Genomic DNA, 22,204 nt, shown 5'->3' on the forward strand with positions numbered 1-22,204 from the left:
GGTTTGAAGTCGTGGTCTGAACGCTAGGTCAATAAATTATGGGTAAAGTGCTGCGTTTAGCGATCGTCGATCCGGACGACACCAGTCGTGAGTCGCTCAAAAAGCTCTTGCTGAGTATGGACTCGGTTTGGCTGGAGGCGGAATGTTCTCGCTACGAATATTTCACCGATGTTGTCGATCAAAGCAATCCCGACGTGGGTGTTGTGACCATTGATGAGGATCCCGACAAAGCGATTCGGTTGATCGAAAGCCTGCGAACATCCACAAGCTGCAGTGTGGTGGTTATCAGCAGTTCGAACGATGGGGCACTCATTCTTCAGGCGATGCGTGCCGGAGCGAAAGAGTTTTTAACGCAACCGTTGTCGGTGGGAGAGCTCATCGCAGCCTTTGACCGTATCAGTGACCAACATGCGGGTACGGGCGACGCAAAAACAAACGGTTGTCTGTGTTTGAGTGTCGCCGGTGGTAGCGGAGGAGTGGGCTCAACGAGCCTCACCGTGAACCTTGGTTGTGCGCTTGCGGCCGACGAAGCAAATTCCGTTGCATTGGTTGATCTCGACATGTCACTTGGAGACGCAGATGTATTCCTGGATACCATCCCGGACTATACGATTGCCGATGTGGCTCAAAACGTTTCACGAATGGATTTTGCTCTGCTTAAAAAATCGATGACGAAACATTCGTCAGGGTTATATCTGCTGCCGAGGCCGGTGCAGCTACAGGATGCGTCCATTGTGAATCCGGAAGATTTCCGACGAGTACTAGGGTTGTTGAAAGCCAGTTTCACACACGTGCTGTTAGACCTTTCCAAAGCGTACAGCGCGTTGGATATGGCGGCACTCGAAGAATCCAGCGTTGTGCTGTTGGTTACTCAATTAGATCTGCCCTGTTTGCGCAACGTGGTGCGTTTGATGGTGTCGTTTGACGAAGTAGAAGGGCTGAAAGAAAAGACCCGAATTGTTGTGAATCGCGTGGGATTGGATGCTGGCCAAATCGGATTGAAGAAAGCTCAGGAAACGATTGGCCGCGATATTTTTTGGCAGATTCCCAACGATTATCGCACCATGGTCGAGATGCGCAACAATGGTGTACCCTTACTGCAGCAGTTTCCCAAGGCTGCCATCACGCAGGCAATTTCTTCGCTGTCGCGCGTGCTCGCTGATGATGGAATCGAGAATCTACCAGTTGGGAAGTCGACCCCTCAGGGGGGGTGGCTCGGTTTCTGGAAAAGTAAGAGCGGTGCAAAGAGCGACGGTTAGGTCCTTATAAATCGAATATTCGGTTTTCGTTTCCGCTTTCAGAGCTTTTCTGAAATTTGTCTCGCCTTGACGCGGTAGGCGTTCGTGTCAGTGGGTTTTTCTGCAAATCCAACCAGTCTTCTTTCTGGAAAATTTGGCTCAGATGCCAGTTCTGTCTTTCGTCGTGAGCTATGTTTGCGAGGGCGAGGTGTGCCTTGTGGCAGTACCGTTTGCCCACTCTTTGCTGATAGATGCCGGCGATTTTGTCCCTATGCGGTCAATGGTTGAATAGATGGGAGTGGTTGATGAAAACAATTGGTGCCAGTTCGAGACTACAGGACTCATCTAAGAACGAAGTATTTGAAGGGCTGAAGCGAAGCATCCACAGTAAGCTGGTTGACAAGCTGGATCTCAATAAGGTGGGGGAGCTGGAGGGAGATACACTTCGACGTGAGATTCGCTTGGTTGTCGAACACCTTTGCGACACGCAAGACACGTTACTCAATCGAAATGAACGCGAGCGACTAATCGACGAGGTCCTCGATGAAACATTTGGTTTGGGACCGTTGGAACTGTTATTGAAAGACCCGAAGGTCTGCGACATTCTGATCAATGGTCCCCGTGACGTGTTTGTTGAACGTTTTGGGAAAATAGAGCGGACGAACGTCGAGTTTCGTGACAATGCTCACTTGATGCAAATCATTGATCGTATTGTGTCCAAGGTGGGACGCCGAGTCGATGAAACGTGCCCAATGGTTGATGCCCGTTTGACTGACGGCTCGCGTGTCAATGCGATCATTCCGCCTCTGGCTTTGGATGGCGCTGCGGTCTCGATTCGCCGCTTTGGTACGAATCCGCTTAAGTTGGAGGACCTTTTGAATTTTAAGGCCTTCACCCCGGAAATGGTGATGTTACTGGAGGGTGCGATCAAGGCGCGGCTTAATGTCGTGATCTCCGGCGGGACGGGATCTGGAAAAACCACGATGCTCAACACGCTGTCGAGCTTTATATCGAATAGTGACCGTATTATCACGATCGAAGACGCAGCCGAAATTCAGCTGCAACAGGAACATGTGGTTCGTCTTGAAACTCGTCCGCCAAATATCGAAGGCAAGGGATCGGTGACCGCTACCGATTTGGTTAAGAACGCGCTTCGAATGCGGCCCGAGCGAATCATTATTGGTGAGTGTCGCGGTCCTGAGACGCTCGACATGTTACAAGCGATGAACACCGGTCATGAAGGGTCCATGACCACCCTGCATGCCAATACGCCACGAGATGGCGTGGCACGTATGGAAACGATGATCATGATGGCGGGCTTCGAATTGCCAATCAAAGCGATGCGGCAACAAATCGCGAGTGCCGTCGACATCATTATTCAAGCTAGCCGGCTACAAGGTGGGAAACGCCGGGTGACCCACATTACCGAGGTGGTCGGCATGGAGCAAGATACTGTTGTGATGCAGGATATTTATCGATACATCCAGGATGGCATTGACGAAGCGGGAGCGGCAAAAGGTCGCTTTGTGTCCACCGGTATTCGACCCAATTTTATGCCGCGGCTTGAGTCCGTCGGAATCAAGTTGCCAGGTAGTGCGTTCCGCGAACGAGTGATGTTAAACGACTGACGATCCTACGAAGAGAAGCCAAGTATCAACTCACTGAGCGAATAAAATGTCAATCACGATTTTGGTTATCATCTCAGCATTTGTCGGAGTTGCCGCTCTGGTTGGCGGTCTCGCATCTTTAGTGAATGGTGCAACGGAAAGCATCGCCGAAGATCGACTCGGTGTTTTGACCGGCAAGGTGAAGAAGGGCAATGTCGAGCAGGACGCGACTGTGGTCTCCAGACCGCTCGACGATATGCCGAATGCGGTCGAGGAGATGGTCGCGAAGTTTCTGAACCTGACGCTGTTTTTGGAGCAAGCCAATATTAATTTCACGCCCAGCAAATTTCTGCTGATTGTGGGGGCGCTCGCAGGCGCTGGCGCGTTTGTTGTGCTCGTCGCTGGCTTGTCCCCGTTGTTCGCTCCGCTCGCAGCTCTCGCTCTGGCCAGTCTGCCGTTTGTGTACGCAGTTTTCGCACGGAAGATGCGTAAAAAAGCATTTGCGAAACAGTTACCCGAAGCGCTTGAACTGATTGCTCGCGCTTTGCGTTCCGGCCACAGTCTCGGAGCTGGATTCCAGTTGGTTGCATCAGAAATGCAAGATCCAATCTCAACCGAGTTCCGGCGTTGTTACGAGGAACAGAATCTTGGTATTCCCATGAATGATGCTTTGGATTCGCTGGCCAATCGTGTGCCAAATCTGGACTTGCGATTCTTTGCGACGGCTGTCATTTTGCAGCGACAGACAGGTGGTGACCTCGCTGAGATCCTCGATAAGATCGGCTATTTAATCCGTGAGCGTTTCAAGATTTGGGGGCAAGTGCAGGCGTTGACCGGAGAAGGGCGGCTGTCGGGAATCGTCTTGTTGGCCCTACCTCCCGCTCTCTTCGCGGTCATGTTGAGGCTCAATTACGGCTACATCATGTTGTTGTTTGAAGATCCGATGGGAAAACAAATGCTTGCCTTTGCCATCGTAATGCAGCTTGTCGGGGCAATCGTTATCAAGAAGATCGTCAATATTAAAGTTTAGGCCCAACTCGAAATACAGGTCCGTGTACCTTCACGACTTTAAGGGACCATCGCTATGTTGTTTGCAATCGTTGACTCCACCTTCACGATCTCCGCTGCGATTTTTGTCGCGTTTTCTACTGGGGCGTGGTGGCTGATGGACCTAATCGCATCGCGAAACACACGAGCCACTGAACGTCTGAGTGAACTTCATGACCCACGGAGGCGAACGAGTGAAAAAAATCCCGAGAATCGATCTGAAAAAGTTGTGAACGTCCTGAAAAAAGCGTCTCCGGCATTGGCGAAACCGTTGCAGCCCAAAACCGAAGGTGAGCAAGATAAGCTGAAATTGAGACTCGCACATGCTGGGTTTCGTAATGAGACTGCCCCCGGCTTTTTCCTCTCCATGAAATTCGTCGGACTGATCGGCGGATTCGTTTTAGCTGGCGGGTCAGTGTTGTTCACCGGTGTTAGTCAAGCCGTGCTGATGCGGGTCGTCGCCTGTGGGGGAGTCCTGTTTTACCTGCCTGATGGGATCGTTTGGCTTCTGAGTCGGCGACGAAAGCAAGCCATTTTTCTTAGCCTGCCCGATGCGCTTGATTTGATGGTCGTTTGTGTCGAAGCTGGTTTGGGCTTGGATCAGGCCATGCGTAAGGTTGCTGAAGAAATGACCAAATCACATCGAGTCATTGCCGAAGAATTCGCCATCTGCAATTTCCAACTCCAAATGGGGAAGACCCGCCGTGAGGTGTTGCAAGATCTTGGGAACCGGACTGGAGTTGATGATCTGCGTGCGTTAGCTGCTGTGTTGATTCAAGCTGAAAAATTCGGTGCAAGCGTAGGGCAGGCGTTGCGTGTGCAAAGTGACTCGATGCGTACGAGGCGACGTCAACTGGCGGAAGAAAAAGCAGCAAAAACGGCTGTGCAGCTAATCTTTCCGTTGGTGCTCTTTATTTTTCCGGGGATCTTTGTCGTGTTGGTGGGACCCGCAGCCATCACGATGGTGCGAGAAATGTTCCCCGCGATGAATGGCGGGTAGTCGATCGAACGCAGCCGATTGGCAATGGAGGTTGACTCATGAAAGAGTCTGACTGCGTAAAATTGAGCGGTTATGAGAGTGAATGGTGTTAGCACCATTTGGTTCACGGTAGGACTTCTTCGGCGGCGATACTTAAGGTTAGAGATCGATAGCCCACGCTAGCAGCTCGTTGATGAAACAGGGATTCGTCAGCCTCCTGGGAATGACTCTTGCAGCGAGAGTCGTGGGAGACCTTAAGGGAAAACGTTTTCCCAATGCAGATGGAGATGCATAATATGCCGCGAGTCAGGATCGCTTTATTGACGGGCCTCGCCCTTCTGATCACATTCTCATCAGTCGAAGCTGGCTGGCACGAATTCTGGCATCGGGTTCACACCGATTTCCATCGAAATAACTGCTGGCCAGAGCCGTTTACGACAATTGATCGTCGCGCAGTGCGAGCGCCTTTTCACGCGATGGTGCGGAATGGCTGGCGCCTGCAAAACACGCTTGGAGCAGCCTATTTTCATCATGAGACCAACGTGTTGAACGATGCGGGTAAACGAAAGCTTTACTGGATCCTGGCCAACTCACCAGAACAGTTTAAGACGGTCTACGTCTACCAGTCTTATGATTCTGAGATTTCCGAAAAACGACTCGACTCCGTTCAACAGACGCTGGCGCAATTGCTGCCGGATCAAGCGATGCCGTCAGTGCTACCATCGTTGGCCGAGCCCGTGGGGGCGTCAGCTGATTATGTCGATCAGGTCGACCGCAAAATGCGTTCGACGATCCCAAATCCCCGTCTACCGTCCTTCCAAGCTGCAGGCGGTTTGAGTGGCGGGTAAGCGCAAAAACGGCTATTGATGAGAGCATCAGCCCGCCTGGCGATCACGCCGGGCGGGCTTTTTTCTTTGGTTTCCTCCCGCTCAGATTGGGCGCCTGCGAGCAACGCTCTTGACCGCTATCGTCGTTAAAGTCGCCGCATCTCTCAGAATTCAACTCAAGCGATCCCTTTGGCAAGTCGATGCTGAGTATACGATGTGCGGTGTTTCAATCACGGGCGCGTCTGTTGTAGGTACTCCGGCGCGATGCCGCATGAACAGGGAGGTTGGTCGTGGCTCTCAAACAATGGAAACGAACTGCAGTCGTCTTGTTGGGGGTTAGCCTCGTTGGTTGTAAATCTGGGACGGACAAAACGCCTGTTCGCATGGATTCGTTCTTGAACCGGCAGAGTTCGTCGGCTGGGGCTGCTGCCGGATCGGGCGATCTTCAAGCCATGTCGCCGCAAAGCGTTGCCGCTCTTAAGACGGCGGGAAACGGCGGGCAAACGTCATTTGGGAAAGTCACCGCGGTAATGAAAGATGCGTTGACCATTGATCCCAGGGTGAGCCAATCGGCCGATCCAACTGACTTGGCCCACGATCCGGGGGAATTGCAACCCAAATTGTACCTATCCGCAGCGGCTCTTTATGAGCAGGCGGGGGATTTGGAATCCGCGGCTGAAAAATACGAACAACTACTTGTGATTGATTCGACCCACCGTGAAGGGCTTGTTGGTTACGGGAGATTGAAGCATCGGCAAGGTGATTTAGACGGAGCGATTGAAGTTTATCGCTTGGCGGCAACACAGTATGGTGATGATCCGATTGTTTTGAATGATCTTGGCTTGTGCTTAGCGCGGTCAGGTCGTTCCCAGGAAGCTGTTGAGAGTCTACAAGCCGCTATTCAATTAAAACCCGAGAGCTTGTTGTATCGGAACAATTTGGCTGCCGTGCTCGTCGAAGCAGACCGTTCGAACGAGGCCGTGACCGCGCTAGAGCAGTCGTATGGGCCAGCGGTTGCCCACTACAATGTGGCTTATCTTTTGAAGCAACAGGGCAAAGGGCAAGATGCCATCGTCCATTTTAACGAAGCGTTGAGGCTCAATCCGTCAATGCAACCTGCTCGCATCATGCTCGACCAGATGGCGCCGCAAATCGGAACGCTGCCGCAACATCTCCAACGTCCGTCCGCAGGAGATAAACTACGAACCAGCAGTCGATCGCCAGCCCGCCGACCAGGATCGGTACCCATTTCAGAGCCCCGAGTTGATCCTGGGACGGATGCTGCGATGACTCCATCCAATGATTTGACTCGACTTGGATCACGGATTTCGTCTCCGTCGGAGGTCATGCCCAGCGTTGCGATCGAGCACCTGAAGCCGGTCCAAGCGGTAATCGTACCGGCCGAAGCGGAAAAAGTTCCGTCGTTCGTAACGCAGGCAACTTTTGCACAGCCGTTATCGCCAAAGATTCGTCAGCCTGAGACGGTGGCGACGAAAGCTGTTGAACATCGGATTCGGATTCCGCTTTCGCGGAAAACGAAATCAAAAGAATCCAGTTTGGTTCCGCCTTCACCGTCCGAGCTGAAATCGCAGCGGTTGCCCGAATTCTTGCCCGTACAGGATGATTGAACGGCCGCTGCAGAATCAATTCTTCAGGTCATCTATGCGTTGCTGTAACGCTTTCATGATGATCGGGCCGACTTCGGGGCCACAACTGTTGATCTCGCCGTATTGGGATTTCTGACGACCGTATGCATAGGGTGCCAGTTGGTCCCATTGCCGCTTCGGAATGATGTATCCAATTTCGTCGTTTGCGAGCCCGATTAGCATCCATGGAGATGAGCCCATCATCGCTTTCAGAGGCCGTTCGAGGGCCGCATCGGGATAGTCGACGTTGGGTTCCACTGGGATCTGATATTTGCCGTAAACGAGCTCTGGATAAATCTCGCCCGGAACGCAGGCTACTTTGAGTTCGCCAAGGCCCAGGCATGCGACTTCGGTGGCGATGGCGAGCGAATTCTTGAGGGGAAGTCGACCGAGCGGTTGGTTGGCGTCGTTGAAGTCACCTGTCCATGAGACTCCGGGGCGTTGTAGAACGCCCACCAGTCGTGCAGTTCGGTAGAGCTGATTTTGTAAAGGGATTGCCACGCTTTGTTGCGAAATTCTCAAGGGTGTCAATTGAATCGGTTCGGCTGCCTTGGTTGCCCGCATGGCTAACTTGGCGACTGCTTTGCCATATTGTTTCGCGTAGTGAAAGTTTCCCCGTTGAAGCGGTTGCCCCTGTTCATTTCTGATTCCATCAGCCGGTGGTGCCATCAGCCCACCAACTTCTCCGGAGAAGTAGGCAACCGGGCAGTTGTATGCCTTCTCGAGGACTGCGATCGTTATCGCTGGAAAGTCGGCTGTGATCAGCGTGTTTTTCGAGCCGAGTGCCTCCGGGTGGCAGCTCCATACGACTAACAGGCCGACATTCTGTGAGGGATCCGTCACTCGTGTAAACTTTAAAACTCGGAGGGTGGCTGCTTTGACTTCTGGCTTGCGGCTGTCGCCAACGAGAGTTGGATCAGTGGCCGCTCCAAACGTGGCATACACGGGTACGGCTTTTGACGCCGCCGCTTGAGTTACTGCCACGATTTTGTCCACGAGCGATTCAAGATAGGCTTCGTCGACACCGCGGTGAAAGGGTGATTTGCCCCAAAGTCCAATCGTATCAGGTCCCTCATGGTTGTGTGTGCTGCTCACCATGACGTAGTCAAAGTCAGGTAGCTGCTGCCGGATTCGTTTCACCGTTGGTAGCTGCAATCCGACGACATCGACCGTTACCCATGCGATCTTCTTTGAGCCCTCTTGGAAGACAACACTTGTCGCTCGCAGTGGGTCATGGATCCCCGTTGCTTGGCGCCCCCACCCGTAGCCTGCCAGCCAAACCGGATGGTTGGTTCGAATGCTGGGGGTGATGTCGATTGACTCGATGCCAACTTGGAGCGGGCCTGCGGGTGGCTGCATTGGCTCCGCAGCAAGAGTGCGGTTTGCAGAAAGCAGGACCAAGTTCATGCTGATCGCCAGGACAAAAATCGTCGTTTGGCCTATTTGTGCCAGACGGATTCGCTTCAGGTGATGAAAATTAAGCTTCATGACGTCTTTGCCGTGTGTGTAGCGAACTGGCCTGCCAATGGCTGTGTTTCGGAAAAGAAGCCCTCACCGTGACACCCTATCCACCGTGACACCCTATCGGCTTCGTCTGGGAAAATCACCAGCAATGTAGATGATCGTGGCCTGCAGCAGCTTGTCGCCGCTCCTCAATCTGCATTAGAATCTGAGATCTTTAAGTTGCAACCCTCACGTTCTTCAGCCGAGTGGGATCTCACAAGATGAATAGTTTAGTACGCGTACAGCTTTCGATCATGATGTTTCTCCAGTTTTTTGTCTGGGGAGCTTGGTACGTGACTGCTCCGAACTATCTCAGCACCATTGGTTTTGATGCGGGGAACGTGGGCGACACCTTTACCGTTGGACCTATCGCGGGCCTAATTACGCCGCTCCTGGTTGGGCTGATTGCCGATCGATTCTTGTCGGCTCAAAAGGTTTTGGGGATTCTGCATTTGCTCGGGGGGGTCATTATGTTTGGCGCAATCACCGTCATGCAGCAAGAATCGCCGTCGCCCGGACTTCTGAATTGGGGGTTCTTTCTCGGCTACATGCTCACTTACTATCCCACACTCGCCCTCACAAACACGATTGCGATGAAGAACATGAGCGATCCGGAAAAAGATTTTCCGGGAATTCGTGTGCTGGGAACGATCGGCTGGATCGCAGCTGGCCTCGTGCTCACCTTCGCAAACCTCGAAACCAATGTTGGCATGTTTTACTTGGCTGCCGGTACCGCGATCGTACTCGGATTGTTCAGCTTCACACTTCCGGATACGCCACCCGTGAAAGGTGAACCGGTAAGCATCAGCCAGTTATTTGGTTTGGACGCTTTTGCACTTTTCAAGGATCGATCGTACTTTGTATTTATCATTTGTTCGATGTTGATCTGCATTCCGCTTGCCTTTTATTACCAGATTGCAAGTCGAGTTGTGGAATTGACGCAGCTACCAATCGGCTTGACGATGTCCTACGGACAAATGTCAGAAATCTTTTTCATGCTTGTTATGCCGCTATTTTTCGCTCGCCTAGGGGTGAAGTGGATGTTGGCAGTCGGCATGTTGGCATGGGTCGTTCGCTATGCCTTGTTTGCGATTGGAGCTCCTGATGAAATCCGTTGGATGATCATCCTCGGTGTGGTGCTGCACGGCATCTGCTACGACTTCTTTTTCGTCACCGGACAAATCTATACGGACAAAAAGGCTCCAAAACCGATTCGTGCTCAAGCTCAAGGTTTGTTGGTGATGCTGACGCTGGGGCTTGGCATGATGATTGGTGCACAGATTGCCGCTTCGGTTGAGGCAACGAACACGCCTGCTAAGGCGATTAGCCTTAACGAGCAAGTTGTTGAGAAAACGAAAGAGTATGCTTCGTTAGAAGAGGCGATCGGAACGGGGACTGCGGAGCCTGGACAACTCGATGCACTCAACAAGGAAAAGAATGACTTGCGTCACCAGGCTTTGGCCGCCATGCAGTGGAAATCGTTATGGGCATTTCCAGCGATTTTTGCCGCTGTCATCCTCGTTGTTTTCGTGATCGCCTTTCACGACAATTCGGACAAGGATTCCACGGCCGAGAGCGCCTAATCAAGAGTGCCGATATTTTCTGCTCAGTGGACGGCTTTCTGACGCTCCGCGGTTCGAGTAACTGTCCAGGCATTTCGCTGAGCGAATTCGTGAGAAAAAGCTGTATTTCTCGTGCTAGATCCTGCCGGTTGCGGCAACATTTTCTTCACTGCTAGCCGAGCGGAAGAAGTTCTGCCGCCTTTTGGCTGCAAAACGGGAGCGAGGCCTGTCGATTTCGATAGATGGCCGTTATTTCAGTCGACCTCGATGATGTGAAGCGGGTGTCGCTCGTTGTAAATTGCTTGTATGTATCGACTTCCGTTCTTTCGTTTGGCAGGATTGGGCAGTGGGTACGGTTTTGGCCTCCTACTGCCTACGATAGCATTTGAAGCGTTTTGCATCGTTGTGGGGTGGCTCATCCGCTTGTCAAACCGACGAAAAGGGTAAGCATTGGACGCACGTTGCACGACCGCTTTAATTTACGAGGCCCCAAACTGGCCAATCATTCAATCGAACGTAACGATCGATTGAACTTGTGAACGAAAGTTGCCAGGATTTCGTATCAACTGCAACTCGTTTCACGAGAACCAGTTTGGGAGCCTCCTACTCGTCGGGTATGGAGAGAGAGGAAAAAGATGAGAAGAAAAAACATTGTGATTGCTTTGGTTCCATTGTCTCTGATTGCCGCTGTTCTAATCCAATCTGCGGTTAGTAATCCTCGAACATCCACTTCTGAGGTTCGGGCGGTCGATCATGCTGAAAGCATGTCAACTGCCTTCCGAAATGCGGCGGATGCGGTGCTACCGACGGTTGTGAAGATCAAGTCAGTGGCGACCTCGCAAAACGTCGTGCGACGTGGCTCCGGCCGCCCTGATCGAATCCCTGAAGGCTTTCGCGGCTTTGAAGACTTTTTCGGACCCGAGGGTTTTTCGAATCCTGAACAATTTGAACGTGCTCCTCGTCGGCAAGGTACGGGGTCCGGCATCGTGATTCAGGAGTCGGGTTTAGTGCTCACCAACAATCACGTTGTGGAAGGGGCCGATGTTGTTACAGTCGAGTTGCCTGATGGAAGAGAGTACACCGCCGAGAACATCCGCACGGATCCGCAAACGGATCTCGCGATTCTGAGAATCAAAGGAGCAGGGAAGCTGAAGGCGGCTAAACTCGGCAATTCGGATAGGACACGTATCGGTGACTGGGTGTTGGCAGTTGGTAATCCGTTCGAATTAGAGGCATCCGTCAGCGCTGGAATCATCAGTGCCAAGGGGCGGTCCCTAGGTTCTGCTCAACGCGCCAGTTTCTTGCAGACCGATGCAGCAATCAACCCCGGGAACTCGGGTGGTCCACTGGTCAACTTGCGCGGCGAAGTCGTTGGTATCAACACGGCTATTGCTTCTTCGTCAGGTGGCTATCAGGGGATCGGGTTTGCCATTCCGATCAATCTTGCGAAATGGGTGGCCAAACAATTGGTCAGTAGCGGCACGGTCAGTCGAGCGTGGTTAGGTGTCAGCATCAGTCCCGTGACTCAAGAGTCAGCTGAGACACTGAACATTGATCCGCGAACACCGGGTGTTGTTGTTCAGCAAGTTGGCGAAGACACGCCTGCAGAGCGAGCAGGTGTCCGACCAGGTGATGTGATCACGCATTTCGGTGACAAGTCGGTTGCCGGACCGGCCGAATTACAGCGAGCGGTCGAACGAGCACCGCTTGGTACCAGCGAGACCTTACGAGTTTTACGTCGAGGAAAACGGGTCAATCTAAAGGTGGAAGCCGAGGCATTGCCAGATCAAATCGCATCCACCGGCCGACAAGATCGATCGCCGCAGGAAGACAATATTGTCGAAGATGCATCGCTTGGTATTCGTGTCTCGGACGTGACTGCTGACCTTGCCAACAAGATGAAGCTGAACACGGAGGACGGTGTGGTCGTCGTTGACGTTGCATCTGGAAGTGTCGCAGCTGAAAGTGGCGTCGCTCGCGGAATGTTGATTTTGGAGATTGATGGAGCTGAGGTCGATTCATCACGTCAATTCCAAGAGTCGGTAGGGAAGGGCGATCTGGACAAAGGAATTACCTTGACAGTCAAAGTACCAGGCGTTGGTACGCGTTTTCTGATCCTCAAAAACCGATAAGTTGTTTTTCTTCTCTCGTCGCTGCTGCCTGCTATGCAGGCGGCGGCGTTTTTTGCGCGCTGACCTGAAAAGTAGTATATTCGCCGCAACGGGCTGAACTGAATCTGCAAAAGCAAGCGATGGCGTGCGGGGCGCATATTCACGTGCCTGCCGGAGCAACGCCCAAGGATGGACTCTCGGCCGGTGTGGCGATGGCAACCGCTTTGGCGTCTCTCTATTCCCACCAGCTCGTTCGCGATGACATGGCGATGACCGGCGAGATTACCTTGAGTGGTTGAGTTTTTCCCGTGGGTGGCATCAAGGAAAAGGTGCTGGCGGCACATCGGGCTGGCATGAAACGGGTGATCTTGCCTGAGGCGAATCGAGCGGACTTGGAGGAGCTGCCCAACCAAGTTCGAGACGAGTTGCAATTTGTTTGTAGTAGCGGAGTATGTCGAGCAGGTTGTGACGGCAGTGATTCCACATTTGGCCAATCACTTTACTAACGTCTGATCGAACCTATCCTGTTGCCGACTTGGTTGCTGCTGCCATGATTTTTTGTTCGGAGGCCTCCGCACGATCGAACTCGCCTGTCAAACGTCCCTCAGCAAGCACGAGGATGCGATCGCAGACGGTGAGCAGTTCCGGTAATTCACTCGAGGTTAAGATGATTGCGATGCCTTCATTGCACAGTTGGTTCATCAGTCGGTAGAGTTCGGATTTAGCTCCCACATCAACGCCTCGCGTGGGATCGTCAAGGAGCAAGATCTTTGGGCGAGTCAGCAACCATCGGCCGATAATTGTTTTTTGCTGGTTTCCGCCACTCAAGCTTGTGATGGGGGACTCCGGACCTGCGGTCTTGACCGACAATCGGCTAATCATCTCGCTGACCAACTGCGATTCACGACCACGTCGAACGATACCGCCGCTTACGGTTTCTTCGAGCGTGCAAATGCTGATGTTTTCACGAACGCACATCTGAGCGAAAAGGCCCAGTCGTTTTCGATCTTCGGTAACCATCGCCACGCCCGCTCGTTTGGCTTCGTTGGGGTTGCGGAATCGGACTTGTCGGTCATCGACAAAAACTTGACCACTGGGGGCCTCGTTCGTGGCCCCAAATAAGCATTCCAGCAACTCGGTTCGACCGGCACCCATTAGCCCGGCGATGCCCACGATTTCACCTTGCCGCAATTCAAAGGAAATGTCTTTGAGGCGCCATGCACGCGCATGTCCCGGCCAAGGCAATGAAAGTCCTCGAACCTCTAAGATGATATCGCCCGGGTTGCGCACATCGCCAAGATCTATGTCATCGATGTCACGGCCCACCATCAGATTGGTCACTTCTCGCGGGGAAGTTGCGCCGCGGTCAAGTGTTTTGACGAGTTCGCCGTCTCTCAAAATCGTGATTCGATCCGATAGCCGAAAGACCTCGTCCATTTTGTGCGATATATAGAGGATTGTTACTCCGTCACGCCGTAACTTATCGATGACGCGATACAGTCGCTCGACTTCCGATTCCGTCAATGCGCTTGTTGGTTCGTCCATGATGAGAATGTCTGAACTCAGAGATAATGCCTTGGCAATTTCCAGCAACTGCTGGTCTCCCACCCTCAGTGATCCGGCCAGCGCCTGAGGGTGGACATTACATTCCAAGCGTTTCAGGAGGCTTTGCGTCTCGTCGTTCATTAACTTGTGGTTGAGCAAGCCCAGTGAAGACGTGTGTTCGCGGCCGAGAAACACGTTGGCCGCTGCGGAGAGTTCCTCCACGAGGTTGAGCTCTTGGTGGATGATGCTGACGCCCTTCGATTCGGCATCTCGCGTGCCGCGGAATTGTACGGGCTGATTGTGGATAGAAATTTTCCCTTCATAGTCCGTGATGACCCCAGAGAGAATCTTCATCAGAGTACTCTTGCCAGCTCCATTTTCGCCGCAAATCGAATGCAATTCGCCCGAGCGGATGTCGATCGATACATTCGAGAGCGCGACCACCCCCGGGTAGCGTTTGGTCACATTCTGAATCGAGATGATCGAGGTTGAAGTCACCTGACTAGGCCCTCTTGGTTCGTGCCATTTCCACGATCTTTTGGGCGGATAGAATCGCCGCGACCGAGAGACCAGTGACGACACCGACTGTGATTCCCTGATTCTTTTGGGTCATCACAAAGATAACTGTTCCCACCAACAAGGCCAGGATCGGAATAGTGATGATTCCAAGAACTCCCGGGAAGAAATCTTTTTTTACCCCCGAGCTTTGGCGGCGAAGCTCATTAAATGCAACTGCCAGGACAACCAGAAAGCCAACGATCATACCTTGGTAATCGTCTGATCCCGCTCTGACAATCTTGGCGACAGCGTCAATGACTAATCGCAGGAAGAGCACGCCAAGCATGACGCCGGGGATCAGGCCGACACCTCCTTGTAGACTGCAGCCGCCCACGACTGCCGCCGCGATCGCATTTAGTTCGTAGCCGACCGCAAGTGTCGATGGATTGGCGGAACCGACCTTCGCTGTATAGAGTACACCTGCGATTGCCGCGGTCACGGAACCAATGCAGTAAGCGAGCCACTTCAATAGGTCAGTACGAATACCGCTAAGACGTGCAGCCTCCTCGTTGCCTCCCATGGCGTAAAGGTGACGTCCGACAACTGTAGCATTCATTAAGAACCAACAGGCGATACCAAGGACGATGAAGATCAGCAGAGCCACCCACCATTCGCTCAAATAGGCGAACGTTGCGTCGTCGGCTCGAACGGTTGTGACTTGATTGCCTAATTGAGCGGTGACGGCTTGGTTTAGGATTTTGGCAAGGCTACGGAGGCCAACAAGCGAGGCTAGCGTGGCCACGAAGGGAGGTAATCGGATGATGGTAATCAGCCAAGTATGTACCGTGCCAACCATCAGACCAGCGGACATCGTGAGAAGAATGGCGACGCTCACAATCGTCAGTCCGACGTCTGTTGCGTCAGGTAGCATGTCATCGCCTTTGGGCGCGAGCACCAACATCACAAGACCGCAAATGGATCCAGCGAACACGATCATTGATCCGCTGGAAAGATCGATACCGCCAGAGATGATGACGATGGCCGCTCCCAGCGCGAAAATGCCGAGTAACGCCGTTTGATGCAGAATGTCTTTTAGGTTTCGCGTCGGTTCGTTGAGATAATCAGCGGTTCCGTGGAACAATAAATTTGCACCGATCGTACCAATGACGACCAGAACGAGGGCGATCACAAGACCCAGTTCGTTACGGTATCGCTTTGCGAAACTTGTCGAAACTTGTTGCGTTTCTGTATCGCTGCTCATGAGCCGACTACGAACCTGTTAGGTCCCGTTCTTTCATCCATTCACGAAACTCGGTATACGTGAAATACTTGGTCTCGGGATTAAACATTTCGGGGGTCAGCGGCGAGCCATTATCAGGTACGACGACGCGAAGTTCCGTCGTGTAGATGTCATCGCCTTCGCTCTTGAATTTCTGTGTTTCAGAGTCGTAGCCCGGAAACATCGAAGCGATCTTTTCGTGGTCGTCTTCGACAAGAGCCTTCATCAATTCTGTCCCGAGGTAACCCATCTGATAAGGGTTTTGCACGACCATCGCATCGATCTCACCAGCTTCGAGATCTTTTAACGCTAGCGGTGCGGCATCGAACACAACGATCGTGGTCTTGTCACGAATGTTGCGTTCATCGACGACCCGCACGATCGCGTGGGCATTGTAGGCCCAGATGCCAACCAGTGTATCCAGGTCAGGGTTGTTGTTCAGGGCCGCTTTGACATTTTCCTGTGCTTGATTCTCGTCACCACCGTCTGCCAAGCTGTCGCGACTCACGAATTTATCACCAGCACCTTCGCCAAATCCATTAATTCTTTCGATCGCATTGGCTACCGTTTTGAGTCCGACGAAGGTTGCGTATTTGCCACCGTCGGGGCGAATGCCTTTTGCTGCTTTTCCGAGCTCTTGTCCGCCAATCACATTGTTGGTTCCGAGATAGGCAAATCGGCTTGACTTGTCGTCCATGTCGGAATCAATCGTGATGACTTTTACCCCTTTGTCTCGCAAGTTCTTCATCTCGTCGACAATCCGCGGATTCTTGGCGTCAACTGATGAGATGGCGATTGCAGCAATTCCTGATTGAGTCACATACTGTTTGAGCTTGTTGATCTGTGCCTCTTCCGAGAAGTCGCCTTTGTCCAAGACCGCTTCGAGATTAGATTCAGAAAGCTTGAGGTCGTCCGCTGCCTTGTTCATCCCTTTTCGCATTGCGTCCCAAAATGGGTCATCGCCATTGGTGAGAAGAATCAGTCGTTGAGTATCCGGCGAGTTGCCGATTTGTGCCGACTTATTGCAACCCGTGGACGCGGCCAAGCTGATGAGTGCCAGCGCAAGCGTCAACGCCAAATGGTTTCGAACTGTCGTAGCCACCATGCGAACCATCCTTTGGAATTTTTGCCAGCGTACTGGACCCCCGTCGCAGTCTGCGAAGGCAGATTGATTTGAAAAGAGCCCTAATTTTAAGTGCGGCGAGCAACGCATACAAGTAGTTGCCAGCATGCCACTTTTCGGCAGCTATCGCCGATCAAGCAAACTTGTTTCAACTCTTTCCCCCGAAGAACCGATCCAATTAGTAAGTTCCCACCTCACGCCTGCTCGAACAATGCGTCCTTCCATGAGCAACTTTTCTAAAACTTCGTCTGAATCCGCGTCCGGACCATTTCGGGCAGCCGATCTGGCACCCAACAAACTGTTGGGGAACTGGCAGTTAGAGAATATCGTCTCGGCCGGCCCTTTTACGAATGTTTATTTTGCCCGTCCTCTCGGCTGTCCGCCGTCTTGGCCCGCCGATTATGTCGTCAAGGTTCTCAACCCGAAGCATACGACCGACCCGGTGGCGGTGAATGCCTTGCGACGTGAGGCAGAAGTTGGTCGTCACAGCTCGCATCCGAATTTGGTGCCCATTCTTGAGGCTCAGTTCAATGAGGGGCGTCCCCACCTCGTAATGCCCCGACTCGGTGGAGCAGCCTTGAACGCCGCGATAAGCGGAATTGGACAGTTGGCTGTCTCCCAGGCGCTTTGGATTTCCCGGCAAGTCGCTCAGGCCTTGAGGCACTTACATGCGAAAGGTTGGGTGCATGCGGATGTTAAGCCTGCCAACATGGTGGTGTCTGAGGACGGCCACGCGACCTTGATTGATCTTGGATCGACTTTACGGCCGGACGAGTCGATCTTTGCTTGGCAACGTCCGGTGGTTGGGACTTTGAAATACGTCGCGCCGGAACTCTTAATCTCCGCGACGCAAACGAATCCTTCGAGCGACATTTACAGTCTGGGCATTTCTCTTTTTGAAATGCTCGCTGGACACCCTCCGTTTGCGACGAATGAACCGGAAGAGCTTGTCGAGGCTCACTTAAGTCACGCGGCTCCAGATGTGGTTGACTTGCGAACGGATGTTCCAGATCGAGTTGGCCGTCTGTTGCGGGGGATGCTCGCGAAAGATCCGCTTCGTCGTCCGCAGTCGGCCGATGAGGTGGTTAATCAACTTGCTTCACTCGAGATTGAAACACTTGACTCTCGATTTGATCAGGGGAGACCTACGGCGGTTCATGCTCCAAATCGAGTCCGTTGTCGATCGAACGATGTTCCGTCGATTGAGCCATCTTGACCGAATCAGTGATCTATTCGATCGGTAGGCCCCGATAACTTCGGTCCAAGATATCCATCGGGTGGAGCAATCGAAGTGGTTGTCCTTCGATGCGAGCCTCTTTCGCAATCTGTAACAAACAGCCTGCGTTTGCGGTAATCACCAAACTCGCCTTGGTGGAGAGTATATTCGCCAGCTTTCGTTGGGCGAGTTGCCCGGCCATTTCCGGCTCTGTTAGGTTGTAGGTTCCCGCTGCTCCGCAGCACAGTTCACTTTCTGGCAGAGGGACCAGTTCCAAGCCGGGGACGTGATTGAGTAATCGTCGAGGCGCTTCACGAATCTGTTGGGCATGTGCTAAATGACAGGCGTCGTGGTAGGTCGCCCGTTGGCGTATTTCACCCTTGGGTGGGATCAGGCCTAGTTCGTCGAGGAATTCGTGGACGTCTTTGGTTTTTGCCGCGAATGCGGCTCTTTCCGGTTGGTTCGAATCTCGCCAGTGCAGCCCGTAATCTTTCAGCATGGATCCACAACCAGCCACATTGACGATGATCGCGTCATAATCGTCCGGTGGGATCGCTCGGAGGTTCGTGTCGGCCAATTCCCTGGCCGGGAGTTCATTTCCGGCGTGAAAATGAATCGCGCCGCAGCATTCTTGTCCTGGAGGTACGATTACGTCGCAACCATTTTCCTGCAACACACGAGCGGTTGCCCATTGAGTCTGATCGAACATGACGTCACCGATGCAACCTCGGAACAAGGCGACGCGCGCTCGTCGTGGTCCCTTTGCTGGTAATTCGGTCGGCAATTCGTCGAGCGGTTTAGAGAGTGGCGGCAACATGGCTACGAGCTGTTGAAGCTGCGTGGGTAGCAGCTTGGGCAGGCCCAAAAAGTCGGCCAAGCGATCGACCCCAAGCCGTTGGGACCACCGGGCCAGTGTCATCGCTTGACGCAGTCGCTCGCGATTCGGGAACAGGCCGAACAGGATCCAGCGATGGAACCAATCATCCGTTTTACTCTGCCCCTCGTTTGATCGCGCCATTGAAACTCGGAAGGGTTCGATGAGCTGGCCATATTGAACTCCGGACGGACAGGCCGACTCGCAAGCCCGGCAGTCAAGACAAAGTTCCAAATATCGACGAACCGGCTGAGTGAGTTCGAGCTCTCCATCGGTTACAGCACGCATCAAGTAGATGCGTCCGCGCGGACTATTATTCTCATTGCCAGTCTCGACATAGGTCGGACATGCGGACGTGCAGAGTCCACAGTGGACGCAGTCCAGAAAGCGTTCGTAATTTATTTCAGAGCCCGGCTGGGATGTTGACTCGGATGACGAGGTGTTCATGAGTAAATGTAGCGTCCCGGGTTGAGGAGGTTGAGCGGGTCGAATTGTTCCTTGATGCGATCCATCATCCAAAAGGGTTCGTCAATCCCGCCCCAAGTAGACTGGCGGGTCATTTCTTGGCCGCTTGGATTTGACATGACCACCACATTGCCGTGATGAGCGATCGCTAGAGGACGGAGGTTGCTGGTCACGACGCGAGAGATGCCCTGTGCTGGAAACTCCGGAAATCGTAAGTAGACAATCCCGTTACCGGCATGGGCATGAATCGAACAGTCCGTTTCCAGCGCTCGTGCGGCCTTGATCATCGCTGTCGTTCCACTCGGCACTACATTGGCCTTGAGGACGAGCGGCGCGTCAGCAGCGGCCGGGAAATCGACCAGCTGTTGGAACAAAGATGCTTGCTGGTCTCTGGTGACGAGTTGTTGATTTTTGATTTGTTGGCTTTGCCATTCGCTCTGCAATTGGCTGACCATCCAATTTACCTCTGAGTCAGTGCCCTCTAAAACGGCAATCAGCCAATCACGATCCGAGTCTCCATTGAGTTCTGGTGCACTTTGCCAGCTAGTGCCACCAACGAGCTCCAAGGCGGTGGGGTAGGTCTTCGACTGAACCATCGTTGCCAGGACGCTCTCCGCATGATCGAGGTTGTCAGGTTGGCCGACGAGGATTTCTCGGCGAGTGGCCAAAGGCTTGACCTTCAAGGTGATCTCGGTAATGACTCCCAAGGTGCCAAGCGAACCGACCAACAACTTGCAAAAGTCGTATCCGGCCACATTCTTGACGACACGTCCGCCGCCGGAAAAACGACGACCACAACCATCGACTGCGCCGATTCCGATCACGTAGTCACGGGCAGTGCCAAAGCCCCAGCGTCGGGGCCCATTGTGATTCGTTGCCAGAACGCCTCCGATTGTTGCCGTTTCGCTGTGCGGTACGTCGAGCGGAAGTTGTTGTCCCTCGGCTCGCAGCTTTTCTTGCAACGCCGACATCGTCATGCCAGCTTCAACGGTGATGGTCATGTCGCCGACAGGATAATCAATGATTCTCGAGATGGCTCGCATCTGTACGGCCAGCCCGGGTTGCTGGGCCGGAAGACCATAGTTGAGGCTTGTACCACCGCCAACCGGATAGATTGCCTCTCTTCGATCGTAAGCTTCGCGGATCACATTGGCCAGTTCAGTGACAGAAGCCGGTTCGATCGTTTCAGATATCGGCAAGTCGGATGTGGAAGTTGTCATGGGGATTCTCGTTAGAGTGCAGCACGTCGACCGGGGTGGGTTTGTTCGACGCCACATGCCCCTGCCGTGGGTAGCATCTTGTAAGGGCTTAGATGATTGTCAGGGTTGAAAGCGGTTCGTAGTCGTTCCATCGCTGCTAGATCGCCCGCGTCGAACATCTTGTTCATGAAACTTACTTTTTCCACGCCGATGCCATGTTCACCCGTCACGCTACCACCGCAATCGAGGCATTCATCCAAGATTTCTCCACTCGCTTGGAGGACACGATCGACCTGTGACGAGTCTCGCTCATCGAACAGTAGGATTGGGTGGAGATTGCCGTCACCCGCGTGAAAAACATTGACGATCTCGATTTGGTGTTTCTCTCCAATTTCCCGAATTCGTCGCAGGATGTGAGGAAGTTTGGTTCGTGGTACGACACCGTCTTGAGTACAGTAGCTAGGGCTGAGTCGACCAATTGCTCCGAACGCTTGTTTGCGGCACTTCCATAATTTTTGGCGTTCATTCTCGTCTTTTGCGAGTCGTACTTCGCGCGCCCCGCGTTGTGTGCACAGCTCGGTAATTCGATCGCGTTGCTCGTTCAAGCCGGCTTCCAGTCCGTCGACTTCGATCAGGAGGACGGCCTCTGCGTCGAGAGGAAAACCAAAGTGGAACGCTTCCTCCAACGCCCCGATGATCCCTTTGTCCATCATTTCGAGTGCTGCTGGGACAATTCCTGCCGAGATAATTTCCGTGATCGCATTCGTCGTGTCTTCGACCGAATCAAATACGGCTAACATTGTCCGATAGCCTTGGGGATTCTTGGTGATACGAACGCACGCTTCGGTGACGATCGCGAGCGTTCCTTCGCTGCCAACCAATGTTCCGACGAGATCAAGCCCTGGACCATCTTCTGCCGGACCACCAAACCGCACGATACGACCATCGGCCATGACCGCTTCGATTCCCAAAACGTGATTGACCGTGACGCCATACTTGAGTGTATGGGGACCCCCTGAATTTGTGGCAACATTGCCTCCAATCGTGCAGGCCCCCTGACTGGATGGGTCGGGCGCGTAATGATATCCCGAGCCTTTCAGCGCTTCTGTCAAACGTACATTGACAACGCCTGGTTGAACCACCGCGTACCCGTCGCGCAAATTGATCTCCAAGATCGAATTCATGCGAGTGAGCACGATCATCACGCCTCCACCGACGGGTAAGCATCCACCTGCCAAGCTTGTACCTGCACCTCGCGGTACGAATAGAACATCCGCCTGCTGGCATTGTTTGACAATTTCGGCGACTTCCGCCGTATCTTGCGGAAAGACGGCAATGTCCGGACTGTTTTTCTCGATGACGAAGCCGTCACACTCGTACACCAGCAAGTCAGATCGACCGGAAAGCACTCGGTCGGATCCCAAAAGCTTGCGGAATTGATCGATTAATTGGTACAGCTTTGAATTTTGCATGGAGGGAATTATA

16 protein-coding genes and 2 pseudogenes are annotated in these 22,204 nt (G+C 53.0%); 10 read left to right on the forward strand and 8 right to left on the reverse strand.

Annotation, left to right across the window (positions count from 1 at the left end):
* Positions 1 to 38 precede the first annotated feature (38 nt).
* From P8N76_10125 to P8N76_10150, 6 genes are all read left to right on the forward strand, one after another.
* Positions 39 to 1,259, forward strand: coding sequence for a cellulose synthase operon protein YhjQ/BcsQ (locus tag P8N76_10125; protein ID MDG2382019.1), 1,221 nt, complete (start codon positions 39 to 41; stop codon positions 1,257 to 1,259).
* 284 nt (positions 1,260 to 1,543) lie between these two features.
* A complete protein-coding gene (locus P8N76_10130; protein MDG2382020.1) occupies positions 1,544 to 2,866 on the forward strand; it encodes a CpaF family protein in 1,323 nt (440 codons plus the stop codon).
* Between the two features lie 46 nt (positions 2,867 to 2,912).
* Positions 2,913 to 3,875: a type II secretion system F family protein gene (locus P8N76_10135; GenBank protein ID MDG2382021.1), complete on the forward strand. Its 963-nt coding sequence runs from the start codon at positions 2,913 to 2,915 to the stop codon at positions 3,873 to 3,875.
* Positions 3,876 to 3,929: 54 nt separating this feature from the next.
* Positions 3,930 to 4,892, forward strand: coding sequence for a type II secretion system F family protein (locus P8N76_10140; GenBank protein MDG2382022.1), 963 nt, complete (start codon positions 3,930 to 3,932; stop codon positions 4,890 to 4,892).
* Between the two features lie 275 nt (positions 4,893 to 5,167).
* On the forward strand, positions 5,168 to 5,719 hold the full coding sequence (locus P8N76_10145) for a hypothetical protein (protein ID MDG2382023.1): 552 nt from the start codon (positions 5,168 to 5,170) through the stop codon (positions 5,717 to 5,719).
* A gap of 269 nt (positions 5,720 to 5,988) precedes the next feature.
* Complete coding sequence (locus tag P8N76_10150; GenBank protein MDG2382024.1) at positions 5,989 to 7,326, forward strand: tetratricopeptide repeat protein; 1,338 nt, start codon at positions 5,989 to 5,991, stop codon at positions 7,324 to 7,326.
* A 15-nt stretch (positions 7,327 to 7,341) separates the two neighbouring features.
* Here P8N76_10150 and P8N76_10155 read toward each other — a convergent pair whose 3' ends face one another.
* Entirely contained in the window at positions 7,342 to 8,832 is a 1,491-nt protein-coding gene (locus P8N76_10155) for a hypothetical protein (protein MDG2382025.1), read from the reverse strand.
* A gap of 236 nt (positions 8,833 to 9,068) precedes the next feature.
* Here P8N76_10155 and P8N76_10160 point away from each other — a divergent pair, with 236 nt between their 5' ends.
* From P8N76_10160 to P8N76_10170, 3 genes and pseudogenes are all read left to right on the forward strand, one after another.
* Positions 9,069 to 10,430 (forward strand): MFS transporter, encoded by a 1,362-nt coding sequence (locus P8N76_10160; GenBank protein MDG2382026.1) that lies wholly within the window; start codon positions 9,069 to 9,071, stop codon positions 10,428 to 10,430.
* A 614-nt stretch (positions 10,431 to 11,044) separates the two neighbouring features.
* Positions 11,045 to 12,541 carry a trypsin-like peptidase domain-containing protein gene (locus P8N76_10165; protein ID MDG2382027.1) on the forward strand — a complete coding sequence of 499 codons (1,497 nt, stop codon included), beginning with the start codon at positions 11,045 to 11,047 and terminating at the stop codon, positions 12,539 to 12,541.
* Positions 12,542 to 12,660: 119 nt separating this feature from the next.
* Positions 12,661 to 13,026, forward strand: a pseudogene (locus tag P8N76_10170) (magnesium chelatase domain-containing protein).
* Positions 13,027 to 13,039: 13 nt separating this feature from the next.
* Here the strand turns inward: P8N76_10170 and P8N76_10175 are convergent.
* From P8N76_10175 to P8N76_10185, 3 genes are read right to left on the reverse strand one after another with little or no spacing between them, the layout of a single operon-like run.
* Positions 13,040 to 14,563, reverse strand: a complete 1,524-nt coding sequence (locus P8N76_10175) for a sugar ABC transporter ATP-binding protein (protein MDG2382028.1) — start codon at positions 14,561 to 14,563, stop codon at positions 13,040 to 13,042.
* Positions 14,564 to 14,567: 4 nt separating this feature from the next.
* Positions 14,568 to 15,824 (reverse strand): ABC transporter permease, encoded by a 1,257-nt coding sequence (locus P8N76_10180; protein ID MDG2382029.1) that lies wholly within the window; start codon positions 15,822 to 15,824, stop codon positions 14,568 to 14,570.
* A 7-nt stretch (positions 15,825 to 15,831) separates the two neighbouring features.
* The gene (locus tag P8N76_10185) at positions 15,832 to 16,947 is read right to left on the reverse strand and encodes a substrate-binding domain-containing protein (protein ID MDG2382030.1); all 1,116 of its coding nucleotides are present in this window, start codon (positions 16,945 to 16,947) and stop codon (positions 15,832 to 15,834) included.
* Between the two features lie 241 nt (positions 16,948 to 17,188).
* On the opposite strand from P8N76_10185, the gene P8N76_10190 reads away from it, so the two are divergent.
* On the forward strand, positions 17,189 to 18,181 hold the full coding sequence (locus P8N76_10190; protein MDG2382031.1) for a serine/threonine-protein kinase: 993 nt from the start codon (positions 17,189 to 17,191) through the stop codon (positions 18,179 to 18,181).
* A 13-nt stretch (positions 18,182 to 18,194) separates the two neighbouring features.
* On the opposite strand, the gene P8N76_10195 is transcribed toward P8N76_10190, so the two are convergent.
* The 4 genes and pseudogenes from P8N76_10195 to P8N76_10210 form a co-directional block, all read right to left on the reverse strand.
* Entirely contained in the window at positions 18,195 to 19,199 is a 1,005-nt protein-coding gene (locus P8N76_10195; GenBank protein MDG2382032.1) for a (Fe-S)-binding protein, read from the reverse strand.
* Positions 19,200 to 19,238: 39 nt separating this feature from the next.
* A pseudogene (locus P8N76_10200) lies at positions 19,239 to 19,502 on the reverse strand (4Fe-4S dicluster domain-containing protein).
* The gene (locus P8N76_10205; GenBank protein MDG2382033.1) at positions 19,499 to 20,740 is read right to left on the reverse strand and encodes an FAD-binding oxidoreductase; all 1,242 of its coding nucleotides are present in this window, start codon (positions 20,738 to 20,740) and stop codon (positions 19,499 to 19,501) included. The pseudogene P8N76_10200 and the gene P8N76_10205 overlap by 4 nt, the downstream one beginning before the upstream one ends.
* A gap of 11 nt (positions 20,741 to 20,751) precedes the next feature.
* The gene (locus P8N76_10210) at positions 20,752 to 22,191 is read right to left on the reverse strand and encodes an FAD-linked oxidase C-terminal domain-containing protein (GenBank protein ID MDG2382034.1); all 1,440 of its coding nucleotides are present in this window, start codon (positions 22,189 to 22,191) and stop codon (positions 20,752 to 20,754) included.
* Positions 22,192 to 22,204 lie beyond the last annotated feature (13 nt).

The organism is Pirellulaceae bacterium, assembly GCA_029243025.1.
GTDB lineage: Bacteria > Planctomycetota > Planctomycetia > Pirellulales > Pirellulaceae.

Coding starts and splice junctions, on each gene's coding strand:
- P8N76_10195 (MDG2382032.1), bottom strand. CDS start 19,199: ATGGCGCGATCAAACGAGGGGCAGAGTAAAACGGATGATTGGTTCCAT.
- P8N76_10190 (MDG2382031.1), top strand. CDS start 17,189: ATGAGCAACTTTTCTAAAACTTCGTCTGAATCCGCGTCCGGACCATTT.
- P8N76_10130 (MDG2382020.1), top strand. CDS start 1,544: ATGAAAACAATTGGTGCCAGTTCGAGACTACAGGACTCATCTAAGAAC.
- P8N76_10210 (MDG2382034.1), bottom strand. CDS start 22,191: ATGCAAAATTCAAAGCTGTACCAATTAATCGATCAATTCCGCAAGCTT.
- P8N76_10185 (MDG2382030.1), bottom strand. CDS start 16,947: ATGGTGGCTACGACAGTTCGAAACCATTTGGCGTTGACGCTTGCGCTG.
- P8N76_10165 (MDG2382027.1), top strand. CDS start 11,045: ATGAGAAGAAAAAACATTGTGATTGCTTTGGTTCCATTGTCTCTGATT.
- P8N76_10180 (MDG2382029.1), bottom strand. CDS start 15,824: ATGAGCAGCGATACAGAAACGCAACAAGTTTCGACAAGTTTCGCAAAG.
- P8N76_10140 (MDG2382022.1), top strand. CDS start 3,930: ATGTTGTTTGCAATCGTTGACTCCACCTTCACGATCTCCGCTGCGATT.
- P8N76_10205 (MDG2382033.1), bottom strand. CDS start 20,740: ATGACAACTTCCACATCCGACTTGCCGATATCTGAAACGATCGAACCG.
- P8N76_10135 (MDG2382021.1), top strand. CDS start 2,913: ATGTCAATCACGATTTTGGTTATCATCTCAGCATTTGTCGGAGTTGCC.
- P8N76_10145 (MDG2382023.1), top strand. CDS start 5,168: ATGCCGCGAGTCAGGATCGCTTTATTGACGGGCCTCGCCCTTCTGATC.
- P8N76_10160 (MDG2382026.1), top strand. CDS start 9,069: ATGAATAGTTTAGTACGCGTACAGCTTTCGATCATGATGTTTCTCCAG.
- P8N76_10125 (MDG2382019.1), top strand. CDS start 39: ATGGGTAAAGTGCTGCGTTTAGCGATCGTCGATCCGGACGACACCAGT.
- P8N76_10155 (MDG2382025.1), bottom strand. CDS start 8,832: ATGAAGCTTAATTTTCATCACCTGAAGCGAATCCGTCTGGCACAAATA.